Annotated in this window: 14 protein-coding genes; 4 read left to right on the plus strand and 10 right to left on the minus strand. The window is 69.5% G+C overall.

The window, feature by feature from the left end; translation table 11 throughout:
• Positions 1-33: 33 nt before the first annotated feature.
• Positions 34-660, minus strand: coding sequence for a TetR/AcrR family transcriptional regulator (locus ACFVAE_RS07400; protein WP_378889783.1), 627 nt, complete (start codon positions 658-660; stop codon positions 34-36).
• A gap of 126 nt (positions 661-786) precedes the next feature.
• Between ACFVAE_RS07400 and ACFVAE_RS07405 the strand changes: the two genes are divergently transcribed.
• The 3 genes from ACFVAE_RS07405 (at position 787) to ACFVAE_RS07415 (ending at position 6,400) form a co-directional block, all read left to right on the plus strand.
• A complete protein-coding gene (locus ACFVAE_RS07405) occupies positions 787-3,573 on the plus strand; it encodes an efflux RND transporter permease subunit (protein ID WP_378889784.1) in 2,787 nt (928 codons plus the stop codon).
• Positions 3,570-5,651 carry a YhgE/Pip family protein gene (locus tag ACFVAE_RS07410; protein WP_378889786.1) on the plus strand — a complete coding sequence of 694 codons (2,082 nt, stop codon included), beginning with the start codon at positions 3,570-3,572 and terminating at the stop codon, positions 5,649-5,651. The genes ACFVAE_RS07405 and ACFVAE_RS07410 overlap by 4 nt, the downstream gene beginning before the upstream one ends.
• A gap of 131 nt (positions 5,652-5,782) precedes the next feature.
• The gene (locus ACFVAE_RS07415; protein ID WP_378889788.1) at positions 5,783-6,400 is read left to right on the plus strand and encodes a 2'-5' RNA ligase family protein; all 618 of its coding nucleotides are present in this window, start codon (positions 5,783-5,785) and stop codon (positions 6,398-6,400) included.
• A gap of 58 nt (positions 6,401-6,458) precedes the next feature.
• On the opposite strand, the gene ACFVAE_RS07420 is transcribed toward ACFVAE_RS07415, so the two are convergent.
• The 8 genes from ACFVAE_RS07420 to ACFVAE_RS07455 form a co-directional block, all read right to left on the minus strand.
• Complete coding sequence (locus ACFVAE_RS07420) at positions 6,459-7,967, minus strand: leucyl aminopeptidase family protein (RefSeq protein WP_378889789.1); 1,509 nt, start codon at positions 7,965-7,967, stop codon at positions 6,459-6,461.
• Between the two features lie 42 nt (positions 7,968-8,009).
• Entirely contained in the window at positions 8,010-9,665 is a 1,656-nt protein-coding gene (locus ACFVAE_RS07425; protein ID WP_378889790.1) for an AbgT family transporter, read from the minus strand.
• A gap of 110 nt (positions 9,666-9,775) precedes the next feature.
• Positions 9,776-10,165 (minus strand): phage holin family protein, encoded by a 390-nt coding sequence (locus ACFVAE_RS07430; protein ID WP_378889793.1) that lies wholly within the window; start codon positions 10,163-10,165, stop codon positions 9,776-9,778.
• A gap of 17 nt (positions 10,166-10,182) precedes the next feature.
• Positions 10,183-11,175, minus strand: coding sequence for a c-type cytochrome biogenesis protein CcsB (ccsB, locus tag ACFVAE_RS07435; protein ID WP_378889796.1), 993 nt, complete (start codon positions 11,173-11,175; stop codon positions 10,183-10,185).
• A 1-nt stretch (position 11,176) separates the two neighbouring features.
• Complete coding sequence (locus ACFVAE_RS07440) at positions 11,177-12,907, minus strand: cytochrome c biogenesis protein ResB (RefSeq protein WP_378889799.1); 1,731 nt, start codon at positions 12,905-12,907, stop codon at positions 11,177-11,179.
• A complete protein-coding gene (locus tag ACFVAE_RS07445; RefSeq protein WP_378889801.1) occupies positions 12,888-13,670 on the minus strand; it encodes a cytochrome c biogenesis CcdA family protein in 783 nt (260 codons plus the stop codon). The genes ACFVAE_RS07440 and ACFVAE_RS07445 overlap by 20 nt, the downstream gene beginning before the upstream one ends.
• On the minus strand, positions 13,667-14,269 hold the full coding sequence (locus ACFVAE_RS07450) for a TlpA family protein disulfide reductase (protein ID WP_378889804.1): 603 nt from the start codon (positions 14,267-14,269) through the stop codon (positions 13,667-13,669). The genes ACFVAE_RS07445 and ACFVAE_RS07450 overlap by 4 nt, the downstream gene beginning before the upstream one ends.
• A gap of 23 nt (positions 14,270-14,292) precedes the next feature.
• Positions 14,293-14,724 (minus strand): MerR family transcriptional regulator, encoded by a 432-nt coding sequence (locus tag ACFVAE_RS07455; protein WP_378889807.1) that lies wholly within the window; start codon positions 14,722-14,724, stop codon positions 14,293-14,295.
• Positions 14,725-14,784: 60 nt separating this feature from the next.
• On the opposite strand from ACFVAE_RS07455, the gene ACFVAE_RS07460 reads away from it, so the two are divergent.
• Positions 14,785-15,684: an NAD(P)/FAD-dependent oxidoreductase gene (locus tag ACFVAE_RS07460; protein WP_378889809.1), complete on the plus strand. Its 900-nt coding sequence runs from the start codon at positions 14,785-14,787 to the stop codon at positions 15,682-15,684.
• Between the two features lie 25 nt (positions 15,685-15,709).
• Here ACFVAE_RS07460 and ACFVAE_RS07465 read toward each other — a convergent pair whose 3' ends face one another.
• Positions 15,710-16,333, minus strand: a complete 624-nt coding sequence (locus ACFVAE_RS07465) for a histidine phosphatase family protein (protein ID WP_378889812.1) — start codon at positions 16,331-16,333, stop codon at positions 15,710-15,712.
• Positions 16,334-16,362 lie beyond the last annotated feature (29 nt).

Consider the following 16,362-nt stretch of genomic DNA (forward strand, 5'->3'; position numbering starts at 1 on the left):
TGGGGCGGGCTCCGCGTCCCCCGCATCCGTCTGTCAGGACTGCGGCTCCAGCAGCAGCGACACCAGGCGGCCGAGCTCGGAGCTGCCGGTCTGGCGCAACTGCTCGTCGTCCGCGCCCCCCATCGCGCCGCGGACGGTCATGCCCTCCCACACGATCATCAGCAGACGCGCCGTCTCCTCGGCATCCGTGCGCAGGGACAGGCACTCGTTGTCGACGATGTCGGTGATGATGCGGGCGATGCCCGCGACCATCTCGCGCTCGCCGGCGAGATAGGCCGCGCCGAACTCCGCGTCGCGCAGCGCGCGGATGCGGATCTCGCTCATCAGCATGACCCCGAGCCGGTCGTCGCCGGCCGAGTCCATCACCTGCTGCACGAGCGACACCGGGTCGTCGAGCGCCAGCGCCCCCGACTCGGTCATCTGCTGCACGCGTTCTCGCACCGCATTCACCCGCGCCTCGCCGACGGACGCCGCCAGCGTCAGGAACAGCTCGTCCTTCGAGGCGAAGTTCGAGTAGAACGCGCCGCGGGTGAAGCCCGCGCGCTCGCACACCACCTCGACCGTCGCGCCCTCGAGGCCGACCTCGGCGAACACCTGCGCCGCCGCCTCGAGCAGACGGGCACGCGTGTTCTCGCGGCTGCGGGTCGCGATCGTCGTCACCGCTGCACCTTCCTTTCACACCTGGCACACAGGCTCTCACGAACATCTGGGAATACGATGCATTGACGTACTCAATACATCTCTGTATCGAGTGCACGAATGCATCCAATCGCCTGGGGAGGCCCCGTGTCCACTCTGCTGTCCTCGCTCGGACGCTGGTCGTTCCGCCACCCCTGGCGCGTGCTCGTGTCATGGCTGCTGGTGCTCGGCATCGCCGGCGGAGGTGCACTCGTGCTGGGCGCGGGCACCGACAACACCTTCTCGATCCCCGGCACCGAGTCGCAGGCCGGCCTCGAGCAGCTCTCCCGCACCTTCCCCCAGGTCAGCGGCACGAACGCGCAGTTCATCGTGGTCGCCGCGGACGGCGACAACGTCACCGACGACCCGTACAAGGCCGACATCGAGCACACCGTCTCCGAGCTCGAGAAGGTCGACGGCGTTCTCGCCGTCACCTCGCCCTACGACGAGAACATCGACGGCATGATCAGCGACGACGACAGCGCCGCCATCGTCCGCATGCAGTTCGAGGGCCAGTCCACCGACGTCACCCCCGAGGCCAAGGCCGAGCTGGAAGGTGTCGTGAGCGACCTCGGTGACGAACTGCCCAAGGGCTCCGAGACCGCGCTCGGCGGCGACCTGTTCGCGATGTCCATCCCCACCGTCACGCTCACCGAGGCCGTCGGTCTGATCATCGCGCTGCTCGTGCTGATCGTCACCTTCCGGTCGTTCGTGGTCGCCGGGCTCCCGCTCGTCACCGCGCTGCTCGGTGTCGGCATCTCGATGGCCGGAATCTTCGCCGCCACGGCATTCGCGACCGTGTCGTCGACCACGCCATTGCTCGCGCTCATGCTGGGCCTCGCGGTCGGCATCGACTACGCGCTGTTCATCGTCGCGAGACACCAGGATCAGGTCAGAGCGGGCGTCGATCCGGAGGAGTCCGCGGCCCGCTCCGTCGGCACCGCAGGTTCCGCCGTGGTGTTCGCCGGAGTGACGGTGCTCATCGCCCTGATCGGCCTCGGCTTCGCCGGCATCCCCTTCCTGACGACCATGGGCATCGCGGCATCCGTCGCCGTCGCGATCGCCGTCGCGATCGCCGTGACCCTCACTCCCGCGTTCCTCGGGTTCCTCAAGGGGCGCGTCGCCGGACGCCCGAAGAAGGTCAAGAAGGCGAAGAAGACGAAGGATGACGCGGATGCCGCGCCGCGGCGCTCGTTCTCGCAGCGCTGGGTGGGCGGCGTGACCAAGCATCCGGTCATCGTCTCGATCGCCGTCGTGCTCGGACTGGGCATCGTCGCGGTGCCCGCGCTGAGCCTGAACCTCGCGCTGCCGAACGCCGGCCAGCTGCCGCAGGGCTCCGAGGCGCGCGTGAACTACGACCTCACCGCCGATCACTTCGGTCCGGGCTTCAACGGCCCGCTGATCCTCACCGGCACCATCGTGACCTCGAAGGACCCGCTGAACCTCATGCAGGACCTCGGTGACGAGGTCGCCGATCTGCCCGGCGTCGCCGCCGTGCCGCTGGCCACCCCGAACGAGACCGCCGACACCGGCATCGTGCAGATCGTGCCGACCACCGCACCGGACGACCCGAAGACGGCCGACCTCGTGCGCGAGCTGCGCTCGCACCACGACGAGTGGCTGGACGAATACGGCATCGACCTGAAGGTCACCGGCTTCACGGCCGTCGCGATCGACATCTCCGACCAGCTCGGCGCCGCGCTGCTGCCGTTCGGCATCTTCGTGATCGGCCTGTCGCTGATCCTGCTGGCGATCGTGTTCCGCTCGATCTGGGTGCCGATCACCGCCGCGCTGGGCTATCTGCTGTCGATCGTCGCCGCCTTCGGCGTCGTCGCCGCGGTGTTCGAGTGGGGCTGGTTCGCCGACCTGCTGCATGTCGCCCGCACCGGCCCGATCATCTCGTTCATGCCGATCGTGCTGATGGGCGTGCTGTTCGGCCTGGCCATGGACTACCAGGTGTTCCTCGTCTCGCGCATGCGGGAGGACTACGTGCATGACCCGGCCATCCGCCGCCCGAACGGCCCCAAGGACGCCGCCACGGCACGCGATGCCGCCATCCGCGCCGTCCGCAGCGGCTTCGCCGGCTCGGCCAAGGTGGTGACGGCCGCCGCGCTGATCATGTTCGCCGTGTTCGTCGCGTTCGTGCCGGAGGGCGACTCGTCGCTCAAGCCGATCGCCCTGGGCCTCGCCGCCGGCATCGCGATCGACGCCTTCCTGGTGCGCATGACGCTGATCCCCGCATTGATGGCGATCCTGGGCGACCGCGCCTGGCGCATCCCGCGCTGGATGGAGCGCGTGCTGCCGCACGTCGACATCGAGGGCGAAGCCGTCGAGCGCGAGCGCGACCTGGCAGCCTGGCCCGGCGACGACAGTGTCGTGGCCGCGGACGAACTCGGCGTGGGAACGCCCGCCGTCGCCGGCGTAACGCTCCGTCTCGCGCCCGGCGGGGCGCTGGTGGCGACCGGAGCGGATGCCCGTGAGCTGCGCACCCTCGCCCTCGCGATCGCCGGCCGCGTCAAGCCGGATGCCGGACGACTGCGCGTCGCCGGGCACCTGCTGCCAGGACGCGCCGCCTGGGTGCGCAGGAGCGTCGGCTGCGTGATCGTCGACGACGCGGCATCTGCCCCTCGCGAGCTGGCTGCCGCGCTACGCGGCGCGGCCGAACTCGTCGTCATCGACGGGATCGACCGCCTCTCGGGCGCTGACCGCGACCAGATCGCCGCGGCGCTCCGCGACACCGACGCGGCCGTGTTCACCACTGCCGCTGACGCCTACGTCGCGAAGGCGCTGCTCGCCGATGCGGGCCGCGATGCGGCATCCGTCCTCGACGTGCGCGTGCCCGCGCCGTCGCTCCCTGCTTCCGACTCCGCCACGACCACCGAGGTGACCGCATGACCCTCATCGAACGCGCCCGCTCCCGCCGGCCGATCACCTGGCTGACTATCATCGGCGTTCTGCTGCTGCCGGTCGTCATCGGCGGCCTGCTCGTCGCCGCACTGCAGAACCCGACGCAGAACCTCGACCGCATGACCGCGGCGATCGTGAACCTCGACGAGCCCGTCACGATCAATGACCAGTACACGCCGCTCGGCCGCGAACTGGCCTCCGGTCTGGTCGAGGGCTCCGACGAGGTCGACTCGAACCTCACCTGGGTCATCTCGAACAAGGAAGACGCCGCCGACGGCCTCAGCGACGGCACCTACCAGGCGGTCGTGACCATCCCGAAGGAGTTCTCGAAGAACGCCACCTCTGGCGGTCAGGCGATCGCCGACGGCGGCGGCTCCGCGCAGCAGGCGCAGATCCAGGTGACCACCCCGCAGGACGCCCGCGTCGCGGACGACCTGATCACCAGCCAGATCTCCTCGGTGGCGGCATCCTCGATGAGCTCGATGCTCTCCGAGGCGACGCTGAGCAATGTGCTGATCAGCTTCGACACCCTGGGCTCGAAGATCGGCGAGGCGGCCGACGGCGCGGACAAGCTGGCCGACGGCGTTCAGGATGCCGCGACCGGCGCCGCCAAGCTGCCGGACGGTGCCACGAAGCTCGCCGACGGCGCGAACCAGCTGAGCTCGGGCGCATCCCAGCTCGGCGACGGCGCGGGGCAGGTGGCTGCCGGAGCCAGCCAGCTCGGCAGCGGGCTGGACACGATCGCGGGTAAGACCCGTGAGGTAGCGGCCGGGGCGAACAAGCTCGGTTCCGGGCTGAGCAGCGGTGCGGCGGCGCTGACTGATCCGAAGGGCGACATGGCCGGCCTCGTCGCGGCGGCGAAGGCCGTCGACAGCACGACCAAGGCCACCGCGAAGTCCACTGCAACCGTGGCGGGACAGATCGGCGGTGTCGCCCAGTCGCTGGGCGAACTGGCCGCGACGTGCGACCCCGCTGTTTCCGGTGAGAAGTTCTGTAAGCAACTCGGGGACGCGGCGACCGACGCCGGAACCGCTGCCGGCGCCGCAAAGGGCGCCGCCGTCGACGCCGGAACCGCTGCCGCGTATGCCGCTCCGGTCAGCGCGGGTATCCCGGCGCTTCAGAAGGAGCTCGCCAAGCAGTTCAAGGAGGCCGGCGGTGCCGCTTCCGCCATCGGCTCCGGCCTCGGCCAGATCGCCGGCGGCATCGACCAGTCCGCCGGCGGCGCGCGCGACCTCGGCGCCGGAGCATCCAAGGTCGCCGCGGGCAACGACGGTCTCGCGACCGGCGCCACCGCTCTCGGCGACGGCGCGACCCAGCTCGCTGACGGCGCCACGCAGCTCGGCACCGGCCTGGACCAGCTCGCCGGCGGCACGAGCGATCTCGCCGACGGGCTGCACACCGCGGCATCCTCGCTGCCGTCCTTCAGCAAGAAGGAGTCGACCTCGCTCGCCTCCGTCGTCGCGAACCCGGTGAAGTCGGATGTCGCGACCTCGAGCCTGTTCGGCGCGACCGCCATCCCGCTGCTGGTCGCGATCGTGCTGTGGTTCGGCTCTCTGGCCTCGTACGTCGTGATGCGGGCGATGCCCGAGCGCGTGCTCACCTCGCGGCGCTCGTCGATCATGCTGGCGCTGCGCGGGTTCTGGCCCGCCGCGCTGGTCGGCGCCGCGCAGGGTCTGCTGGTCTCGCTGATCGTGCAGTTCGTGGCGGACTACGACGCCGCGCGCTGGTGGTCGTTCGCGGGCATCGCCGTGCTCGCCGGCATCTCGTTCGCCGCGGTGAACCAGGCGCTGATCGCCCTGTTCGGCGGGATCGGACGCTGGATCGGCGTGCTGGTGGGCGTGCTCGCCGTCGCGACTGGCCTGGTCTCCACGGTGCCCGGCTGGCTGGCATCCGTGGGTGCGGCCATGCCGACCGCGCCCGCGCTGAGCGGCCTGATCGATGCGAGCGGCACGGCGGTCGCCGGGCTGATCGTCTGGGGCGTGCTGGCGCTGCTGGCCACGACCCTCTCGGTCACGCTGCGTCGCACGACCTCCGCGAAGGCCGTGCTCGCCACCGCCACCGCCTGATCTCGCCGCCTCTCCGGCTCCGGTCTCACTGGATGCGGGTGTCATCTGCCGCGCACCCGCAGGCATTGAGACCGGAGCAGGCGGATGTCACGGACGCCGGAGCGCCGTGCCCCGAGATGTAACGTCATCGGATGGCGCGCGACTTCATGACCGACCCGGGGCAGCTCCGCGATCTGGAGGGCCAGCAGTACATCGTGCTGCGGCCCACGGGCGCGGTCATGCACGAGTTCGACCAGGTGCAGGATTCTGCACGGCGGCGCCTCGGCGACACCGTGCGCTATCCGGGAGCGGCACACGTGACCCTGCGCGGGCTCTATGAGCCGGAGCGCGTCGACGGGGTGCGCAGGGTCGTGCGCGAATGGGCTGCACAACAGCATCCGATCGATCTGGTCTTCGAAGCGGTCGACGCGTTCCCCGCGCCCTGGCAGATCGTGATCGCAAGGCTGGCGCGCACGCGCGGCCTGCTGCACGCGTACGCATCGCTCACCGACGCGCTCGACCGCACCGATCTGCGCCGGATCGGCGAGCTCCCGCTCGACGACTGGACGTTCCACCTGTCGGCCGTCTACGCGAAGACGCTCACGCCGGAGGCATGGACCGCGCTCGCGGACGACACCCGACACGAGTACGACTCTCCGCCCGTCGAGACCGTGTCCGAGGTCGAGTTCGTCACCTACTCGGCCGCCAGGGAGCACCGTGAGGTCTTCCCCTTCACAGCATCCGCCCGCGAGAAACCATTCTCCGCGTGAGAAACCACCTCGCGCGCGGTTTCTCACGCAGGAAGTGGTTTCTCACGCGCTCAGGATGCTAGGCGGTGAAGTCCGTCGCCAGGTCGAGCAGCAGACGGGCGCCGAAGCCGGTCGCGCCCTGCGTGCGCCAGGAGTCGTCCTTCTCGACCTGCATCGTGCCGGCGATGTCGAGGTGACCCCACGGGGTGCCGCCGGTGAAGTGGTCCAGGAACAGCGCCGCGGTGATCGCGCCGCCGTACGGGCCGCCCAGGTTCGAGATGTCGGCGATGTTGCTGTCGAGCTGTGCCCGGTACTTGCGCTCCAGCGGCATCTGCCAGATCTTCTCGTCGGTCGACGCAGACGAGTCCTTGAGCAGTTCGACCACACGGTCGTCGTTGCCGAGCATCGCCGCCACGTGCCCGCCGAGCGAGACCAGCGCCGCTCCGGTCAGCGTGGCGATGTCGATGATCGCGTCGACGTCCTGCTCGTTCGCGAGCGCGAAGGCGTCGCTCATCGCGATGCGTCCCTCGGCGTCGGTGTTTTTCACCTCGATCGTCGTGCCGCCACGGGCGGTGAGCACGTCGCCGAGCTTGTAGGCCGTGGCCGAGGGCATGTTGTCGGTGCACATCAGCCAGCCGAACACCTCGGACGTCGCGCCCGCGTCGCGCAGGCCGGTGAACGCGCCGAGCACCGCGGCCGCGCCGCCCATGTCCATCTTCATCAGCAGGTGCATCGGGTCGCTCGGCTTCAGGCTGATGCCGCCCGAGTCGTACATGATGCCCTTGCCGATCAGCCCGAGCCTGCCGGTCGCGTCGCCTTCCGGCTTGTAGTGCAGCACGACCATGCGCGGCTCCTCGACCGAGCCCTGATTCACACCGAGCAGGCCGCCGCAGCCGAGCTCGATCAATCCGGCCTTGTCGTAGGAGGTCACCTCGAAGCCGAACCGCTCCCCCAGCACCGCCGCGATCTCGGCCATGTCGGTCGCGGTCAGGTGGCCGGGCGGGGTGTTCGCCAGATCGCGCGCCACGATCGCGGCACGCGCGCTCACGGATGCCGCTGCGACAGCGGCGGCATCCGCTTCGGCGTCGCCCGCACCCGCACCCAGCGTCAGTGACGCGAGCGGCACGTGCTTCGAATCGCCGATCAGCACCGTGTACCGGTAGCGCGCCAGCAGCGCGCCCTCGGCGAGCGCCGTCAGAGCGGATGCCCGGTCGGCATCGCCCAGATCGATCTGCAGTTCCAGCCGGCCGTGCCGTGCGGCCGCGCGCAGGAAGGACGCGACGGCGTCGCGCAGCGCGGCCGGCGACACATCGGATGCCGCGCCGAGACCGACAGCCACAAGGTCGGGCCCGTCCGCCTGCGGCAGCAGGAGCGTGGCCCCGGGCTTCGCGTCGAACCCGGCCGCCTCGAGCGCCTCCCGACTGAACCCGAGTCCGGCCGGCACGTCGCCGTCGGTGTGCACGCCGAAGCCGACCGCTCCGACGTCACCGTCGGTCGGCCCGACCCTCACCTCGGCTGTGTCCAGGGCGTCCAGCCCCGGCACGGTCGCGAAGTCGGCGGGGATGAGCTTGTTCGGACTGCGAGTCATGACTTCTCCTTGGTTGTCGAGAACGACGAGAAACGGCGGTGGTCAGCCGATCTGCACCGGGGATCCGGGGCCCCACGGGATCCCGGTGAGGAACCACACCACGTAGAGGGCGGCCCAGGCCAGCAGCATCCACAGCGCGTACGGGATCATCAGCGCGATGATCGTGCCGATCCCGGCATCCTTCTTGTACCGCTGCGCGACGGTGACCATGAACGGCAGGTACACCATCAGCGGGGTCAGCACGTTGACCGGCGAATCGCCCACACGGTACGCGGCCAGCAGGGTCTGCGGGGCCACGTCCAGCGAGGCGAAGATCGGGATGAACACCGGCGCGAAGATCACCCATTTCGGCACCAGTCCCGGCAGGATGAAGTCCAGGATCAGGATCACCAGGATGAAGGCGATCAGCAGCACGATCGCCGGCACGTTGGCATGCTGCAGCGCCTCGGCGGCGGAGATCGCCGCGACGGTGGGCAGGTTGGTCCAGTTGAACAGGGCGATGAACTGGGCGATCATCAGGAACATCACCAGCAGACCGCCCAGGCTCGCGAAGGTCTTGGCGATCGCGGCGACGGTCGCCGATCCGCCCTTCAGCGTCTTCGCCCCGGCGCCGTAGGCGACGCCGCAGACCAGGAACGCCAGCGAGATGATGAACACCAGGCTCGCCATGAACGGCGAGGTGCCGGCGATGTCGCCGTCGGACGGCGCCCGCAGCGGCGCCCCTGGCGGCAGGGTGAGCGCGAGGATCACGAGCACGAAGCCCAGCAGCGCCCAGCCGGAGAACTTCAGTCCGCGCGCCTCGGCGTCGTGGTCGATCGACGCCGAATCATCGACGATGGTCAACTCGGCGCGGTCGTAGGCGCCGAGACGCTTCTCGGTGACGAACATCGTCACGAAGAGGGCGACGAAGGTGAGCAGGAACGTCGAGACGATGCCGAAGTAGAGGTTGTGCGTGACCTGGATCGGCGCCATGCCCGCAGCCGTGAGCACACCGTTGGTGATCTCGGTGAGCATGCTGTCGCTCGGCGTGATGATCAGGTTCGCCCCGAACGCGGCGCCCACGGCGGCGAAGGCTCCGGCGAGCCCGGCGAGCGGATGCCGCCCGACCGTGAGGAACGCGGCGGCGGCGAGCGGAACGAGGATGAGGTAGCCCGCATCCGTGGCGACGGAGGAGAGCACGCCGACGAACAGCAGGATCGCGGCCAGCCAGCGTCGGGGAGCGACCTTGACCACCCGGCGGATCAGCGCGCCCATCAGGCCCGCGTGTTCGGCCACGCCGACACCGGCCATCGCGATCAGCACGGTCGCGACGACGCTGAAGCCGGCGAAGTTGTCCACGAAGGAGGTGAAGAAGAACCGGATGCCCTCGATGGACAGCAGGTTCTGCACCGCGAAGGTGCGCGTCTCGACGACGTACTCGGGAACGTCCGCCGGCTCACCCGTCGCCGTGTCCCAGATCACCCAGTGCGAGCCGAACTGGTCGTTCAGCTGCCCGATCTGATCGGTGGCCACGGGAGTGGCCACCTCGTCGGTGACTGACACGCCCACCCAGCTCAGGATCGCGGACAGCACCGCGATGAACCCGATCAAATACAGGAACATGATCGTCGGGTCCGGCACCTTGTTGCCGACCTTCTCGATCCAGTTGAGGAACCCCTTCTGGGGCGCCTGCGGCGCCAGGTCCGATGCTGCACTCACCCGGGGGCTCCTTCGTCCGGACCGCGGCGAGATGCGGCAGCGGTCATCATGCCCATACTTCCGACAAACAGGGCTCCGGGGCAATGGTCACCCGGCCCGGATGTGCGGCCTCAGCGACCGCGCGCCTCGTTCGTCTTCTTCTTGAAGATCAAGCTCGCCAGCAGCCAGCCTCCGAGCGCGGTGACCACCCAGATGATCAGCGTAGCGAGCAGCCACGTGCTGATGCCCCGCAGGTGCACACCGCTGGGGAACAGCGAGGCGATGAGCAGCGCGACGAAGGTCGAGATCAGTCCGATGCCGCCCACCAGCGCCTCGGCGTGACGCGTCACGATCTTGAGGATCAGCGGCGCCAGGATGGCCTGCGCGATCGCGAACACGATGACCGCGACGACGAAGCCCGCGAAGCCGATCGAGAAGCCGGGCAGCAGCCACAGGCAGATGAGCAGGGCCACCGCGACGGTGACCAGCGAGATGGCGGCGCGGAGCAGCAGACGGATCATGCCGTCAGACTACTGGCTCAGCTCAGTCCGGAGTACGAGTGCAGGCCCTTGAAGAACACGTTGACGATGGTGAAGTTGAACAGCACCGCCGCGAAGCCGACGATCGACAGCCAGGCCGAACGCGAACCGCGCCAGCCGCGGGTGGCCCGCGCGTGGATGTAGCCGGCGTAGAGCACCCAGATGATGAACGTCCAGGTCTCCTTGACGTCGAAGCCCCAGAAGCGGCCCCAGGCGTCCTGCGCCCAGATCGCGCCGGCCATCAGCGTGAACGTCCAGGCGATGAAGCCGACCACGGTGAAACGGTACGCCAGGCTCTCCAGCCGGTTCGAGTCGGGGATCGTGCGCAGGAAGCCGGGTCCGGTCTTCGCGGCCCCCTCGACGATCAGCCGTTCGCGGCGCATCTGCAGCAGCTGCATCACCGACAGCGCGAACGCCAGGGCGAAAAGCGCCGTCGACAGTGAGGCGACGAACACGTGGATGACCAGCCACGCGCTCTTCAGCGGCTCGGCCAGGGGCGTGATCGCGACGTAGAAGCTCGTCGAGGTGAGTCCGAGCAGCACCACCACGAGACCGATGATGAACGATCCGAGGTACCGAACGTCGAGTCGCGTGAGCACGATCAGATAGACCGCGACGATCAGCAGCGTGCCCACCATCGCGAACTCGTAGAGGTTCGACCACGGCACGTGCCCGTCGGCGATGCCGCGGGTCACGGTGGCGCCGAGGTGGAACAGCCAGCCCAGCACCGTCAGCGACGTGCCGATCCTGGCCATGACGTAGCGCGGCTTCGCCTCTTCGGTTCCGGACGCCGCTGACGCGACGTCTCCGGCATCCGCCACTGACCCGCCGCCGGCCGTGATGAGCTGCTTCGCCTTCGCGGTCTCGAGCTTCGCATCCGCCGTCTTCGCGGAACGGCTGGCGAGGTCGAACGCGTAGGCGAGGAACGCGAGCGCGTAGATCGCGATCGCCGTCCACATCAGCACGACGGAGAGGGATTCCAGATCGGCCATGTCAGCTCTCCTTAGGAGCGGTGGGGGTGTTCCGGGGTGCGGAGCCGTCGAGCAGCCGCTCGTGTCCGCGGGCGAGGTCGTCGACGGCGGCGGCCAGAGTCGGGTCCTCGCCCCGGGCGAGGCCAGCGTACTCCAGCGTCACGCCGCCGTCACCGGGGGTCGCCTTCACCCACATCCGGCGGCGCGGCACGAACAGCGCCAGAGCGAGGCTGACCAGGGCGAGCACGGCGAAGACCAGCACCCACACCGCGGACTCGTCGTGGTGGATCTGCAGCGAGACGTAGCGCTTCACCGATTGGGTGAAGTCCTTGGCGCCCTTGGGCGACTCGTCCTCGAAGGTGACGGAGCCCATGCCGTTCGGGAGCTGGGCCGTCTTGCCCGGCTCGAGCTGGATCGACTTCACGTCGGTGCCGCGCCCGGTGAGCTTGGTCATCGGGTTGGTGTCGAGCACGTACACCGACTGCGGGGTGCCGTCGTCGATGCCGAGGTCGCCGGTGTAGACGTCGAGGGTCAGCATCGGGCCGTACAGGTCGGGGTAGGCCGAGGTGAACGCGCCGGTGGAGAGCTTGCCCGCCGTCGGGTAGAAGAACCCGGTCAGCGCCATCTGCTCCGGCATCCCGTCCGGCACCTTCAGCACGCCGAGCGAGGTCATGTTGTTGTCCTGCGGCAGGAACGCGACAGGACCGCTGGTGACGACGTCGCCCTTCGCGTTGCGCACCGTGATGCTCGGCGCGTAGCCGTTGCCGAGCAGGTACACCTTGTCGGCGCCGATGGCGAGCGGGTGATTCACCTTGACGACGCCCTTGTGCTGGGAGTCGTCGGCCTCGGTGACCGTGACGTTCGCGGCGAAGTCGCCGGCCTGGCCGGCGCCCGCGGCGCCGGGGGGCTGGTACTTGATGTCGAAGGAGTCCAGCGTCATCCGGTACGGCGCGAGCGCGTCGTCGCCGACGAAGCGTCCGCGGTTGATCGAGTCGTAGTCGGTGAGGATGTTGACGAAGTTGCGGCCCTCGATCACGACCTTCTGGCCGGTGTACGCGAGCCCGCCGCCCACGCCGACGGCGACCAGCACGCCCACCAGTGAGATGTGGAAGAGCAGATTGCCGGTCTCGCGCAGGTAGCCGCGCTCGGCCGACACCGAGCGCACGGCGCCGCGGTCGTAGCGCGACACCCGGTAGCCGAGCGCCTTCAGCTGCTTCTCGGCGACGTCGACCGCGCGCCCTGCCTCGGCGTCGGGGTCCGCGCTCGCGCGCACCGTCTCGCGGTGGTCGTCGAGTCGCGACAACCGAGCCGGAGTGCGCGGCGGCAGCGCGCGCAGCGCCTTCAGGTGGTGCTTGATGCGCGGGATGATGCAGCCGATGAGCGAGAGGAACAGCAGCAGGTAGATCGCCGAGAACCACGGCGAGGAGTACACGTCGAACAGGCTGAGCTTGTCCAGGACGGGGAACAGGTCGGGGTTGTCGGCCTTCCACTTGATCACGCCGTTCGGGTCGGCGGAGCGCTGCGGGAAGATCGAGCCGGGGATCGCCGCGATCGCGAGGACGAGCAGCAGGATGATCGCCACGCGCATCGAGGTGACCTGGCGCCAGCCCCAGCGCATCCAGCCGGTGAAGCCGAGCCTGGGCTGATTGATGTCGCCGTCGCCGGTGTCGGTGGAGTCGATGTGGTCGGAGGGGCGCAGCGGGTCGGTCGCGGCCGAAGCGCCGTCCTTCACCTCAGAGCGGGAGGACGACATTTCCCATCACCGCCGCCACGCGAGACATGATCTGGGTCCAGACCCCGGTCACCATGAGAACTCCGAGCACGATGAGCAGCACGCCTCCGATGATGTTGATGGTGCGCACGTGACGGCGCAGGAAGCCGACGGTCCTGGTCGCCCAGCCGAAGCCGAGGGCGATCAGCAGGAACGGGATGCCGAGGCCCAGCGAATAGGCGACGCCGAGAAGGGCTGCCCGCCCAGGGGTGCCGACGTTCACCGACAGGGCCGAGATCGCGGCGAGCGTCGGGCCGAGGCAGGGCGCCCAGCCGAGGCCGAGCGCGACGCCCAGCAGCGGCGCCCCGATCAGGCCGGTCGCCGAGCTCACGTGCATCCGCATCTCGCGCTGCGCGAAGCCGAAGAAGCCGAGGAAGACCAGTCCCATCGCGATGATCACGACGCCGAGGATGCGGGTGATCAGCGGCATCCACTCGAGCAGGAACATGCCCGCGGTGCCGAACAGGACGGTCATGCACACGAAGACGACGGTGAAGCCGGCGATGAAGAGCAGCACGCCGAGCAGCAGACGGCCCTTCGCAGATCCGGTTCCTGAGCGCCCTTCGTCTCGCTTCGCTCGCTCAGGACCCGCGGAATTCGTGCCCACCGCTCCCCCGATGAATCCCAGGTACCCGGGCACGAGCGGCAGCACGCACGGCGAGAGGAACGACACCAGTCCCGCCAGCATCGCGAGCGGGACGGCGAGCCAGAGCGCGCCGGATCCGATGACGTCTACGGGATTCACGCCTTCTCCGAGAGGGCGTCCTGGATGAGGGTGGAGAGCACGGACGGACCGTCGATCGGTCCGATGATGCGCGCGGCGACGCGGCCCTGGCGGTCGAGGACGAGGGTCACCGGCGGAGCCTGGATGGGCGTCACCTTGGCGAAGGCGAGCTTGGCCTGGCCGCTGTCGGCGTCCATGATGCTCGGGTAGGTGATGCCGTACTTGTCGGCGAAGGCCTTCGCGGTGTCGGCCTGGTCGTAGATGTTGATGCCGACGAACTCGACGCCGTCGGCCTGGTGCTTCTGCCAGACCTTCTCGAGGTCCTTCGCCTCGAGCCGGCACGGACCGCAGGACGAGTACCAGAAGTTGACCACCGTCACATCGCCGCGGGTGTCGGCGCTGTCGAACTTCTTGCCGTCCTCCGTGGTGCCGGCGAACTCGATCGCCGCTCCGCGTTCGGTGGGCTTGATCTCGGCGACGCGCACGTCGTTGGAGCTGTAGACGGTGTCGCCCTTGCCGAACTCGTCGGCGGCGGGGTCATTGGCCGTGCAGGCGCTCAATCCGATGGCGAAGACCGCGGCGAGCGCGGCAGCGATCAGGGGACGTACAGGGCGGGACACGCTGGGAATCGTACGCGTGAACCCTATGCACGCTCTGTAAGGTACGGCTCCGGGAACCGGGCCAGCACGTCCGCGACTCCTGCCCGGAAACGCGGACAGGTGGCGATGTCGTGAGAGCGGCATCCCATGGCGTGCTCTGTCATCTCGCGTGAGCGCCGCATCTCGTCCATCCGGCGATCGAGGTCGTCCAGATGCGCCTGGAGCACCTGATGCCGTCCGGCGCTTCCGTCGTCGAGCAGCACTCCGATCTGCTCGAGGCTCATCCCGGCGGCCTTGCTCCGCTGGATCACGGCGATGCGGACGACCTCGTCCTCGCCGTACCGCCTTCTCCCGGCGGCATCACGCGCGGGTCGCAGCAGCCCCACCGCCTCCCAGTGCCGCAGCACGTTGGTGGGCAGATCGAAGCGAGCGGCGACCTCGCCCACGGACCAGGGATGTTCGGCGCTTGACTTCATGTCGACATGAAGTCACAGACTGGGGCCGAACGCAACCCCGCGCCGACGGAAGGACAGGACATGTACGACGCGATCATCATCGGCGGAGGCCCCGCCGGCCTGCAGGCCGCCCTCACCCTCGGGCGCATGCACCGCTCAGTGCTGCTCCTCGACTCCGGCGAGTACCGCAACGGCACGGTGCTGCACATGCACAATGTGGTCGCGAACGACGGCACCCCGCCCTCGGACTTCCGCGCCACCGCACGGGCGCAGCTCGCCGCGTACTCCGACATCGAGATCAGGAATATCAAGGCCGAGGAGATCACGGGTGCGGAAGACGCGTTCGACGTGCGCCTGGCCGACGGGACCGTGGCCGGAGCGCGCCGCATCGTCCTCGCCACCGGCGTGGCCGATGAACTTCCGGATGTGCCCGGCCTCGCCGAGCTGTGGGGCGTGCGCGCGTTCGGCTGCCCGTTCTGCGACGGCCACGAGCACGCCGGTCGGCCGATCGCCGTGCTGGGCGCCGCGGCGCGCGCCGAGCACCTGACCGGCCTCCTCGGCCGCATCGCCTCATCGGTGACCGCGTTCCCGATCGACGCGCCGTACACGGAGGCGGAACGACGGATGCTCGAGAGCTCCGGCGCCGGGGTGAGCGATCGGCCGGTCCGCTCGGTCGCATCGTCGACCGAAGGAGTTCTCGTCCGGACCGATGCGGACGAATCGCAGGTCGCCGGAGTCTTCGTCGCCTCCGGCTCGCTGCGCCAGCGCGCCCCGTTCGCCGAGTCACTCGGCCTGCGGACGCTGGACTCCGGAGCGATCGAGGTCGACGACTTCGGCCGCGCCTCCGTCGCGGGGGTGTCGGCGGCGGGCGATCTGGCTCATCGCGCAGCGCTCCCGGGCCCCATGGCTTCGGTGATCGCCGCGGCTGCGGCCGGTCAGCTCGCCGCGGTCGGAGTCGTGCAGTCCCTGCTGGCCGGATGACGCACGAGGCGCTCACCGGTGGTGGTCAGACCGCACCGAGGTCGATCCCCGCCGCCGCAGGCTCGGCGTAGTCCACCTCGCGCCAGACGTCGCCGACGCGCTCGAAGCTCGTGATGCTGCTCAGCGCGCAGCGCCGGGTGCGCGGATCGTGCCGCAGCTTCAGCCCGGCCACACGACGGTGCGTGATCCAGATCGGCGCCTGGTGCGACACGAAGACGACGTCGCCCTCGTCCGTGGCGTCCCACGCGTCGTCCATCGCGGCGACCATGCGATCGGCGATCGACTCGTAGGGCTCGCCCCAGCTCGGCATGTTCGGGTCGCGCAGCTGCCACCAGTTCAGGGGGTTGCGCAGCGCCTTGCGCATGCGCCTGCCCTCGAAGAAGTTCCAGGGCTCGATGATGCGCTCCTCGAGCACGGGAGCCAGCCCGAAGGCGGCGGCGAACGGCGCGGCCGACTCCTGCGTGCGCTCCAGCGGCGAGCAGCGCAGGGTGCTCACCGGGCGGCCGAGGGCTGTGACATGGTCGGCGGCGGCCTGCGCCATCCCGCGCCCCGCCTCGCTGAGATGGTAGTCCGGCAGTCGGCCGTAGAGCACGTGTTCGGGGTTGTGCACCTCACCGTGACGGACGAGGTGCAGTCGGGATGCCGGCATGCCCGCGAGTCTACTGATCGGCCGCTCTG

It is taken from the genome of Microbacterium sp. NPDC057659 (assembly GCF_042799915.1).
Classification (GTDB): Bacteria; Actinomycetota; Actinomycetes; order Actinomycetales; family Microbacteriaceae; genus Microbacterium.

Coding starts and splice junctions, on each gene's coding strand:
- ACFVAE_RS07420 (WP_378889789.1), bottom strand. CDS start 7,967: ATGACTCGCAGTCCGAACAAGCTCATCCCCGCCGACTTCGCGACCGTG.
- ACFVAE_RS07440 (WP_378889799.1), bottom strand. CDS start 12,907: ATGTCGTCCTCCCGCTCTGAGGTGAAGGACGGCGCTTCGGCCGCGACC.
- ACFVAE_RS07430 (WP_378889793.1), bottom strand. CDS start 10,165: ATGATCCGTCTGCTGCTCCGCGCCGCCATCTCGCTGGTCACCGTCGCG.
- ccsB (WP_378889796.1), bottom strand. CDS start 11,175: ATGGCCGATCTGGAATCCCTCTCCGTCGTGCTGATGTGGACGGCGATC.
- ACFVAE_RS07455 (WP_378889807.1), bottom strand. CDS start 14,724: ATGAAGTCAAGCGCCGAACATCCCTGGTCCGTGGGCGAGGTCGCCGCT.
- ACFVAE_RS07415 (WP_378889788.1), top strand. CDS start 5,783: ATGGCGCGCGACTTCATGACCGACCCGGGGCAGCTCCGCGATCTGGAG.
- ACFVAE_RS07465 (WP_378889812.1), bottom strand. CDS start 16,333: ATGCCGGCATCCCGACTGCACCTCGTCCGTCACGGTGAGGTGCACAAC.
- ACFVAE_RS07410 (WP_378889786.1), top strand. CDS start 3,570: ATGACCCTCATCGAACGCGCCCGCTCCCGCCGGCCGATCACCTGGCTG.
- ACFVAE_RS07460 (WP_378889809.1), top strand. CDS start 14,785: ATGTACGACGCGATCATCATCGGCGGAGGCCCCGCCGGCCTGCAGGCC.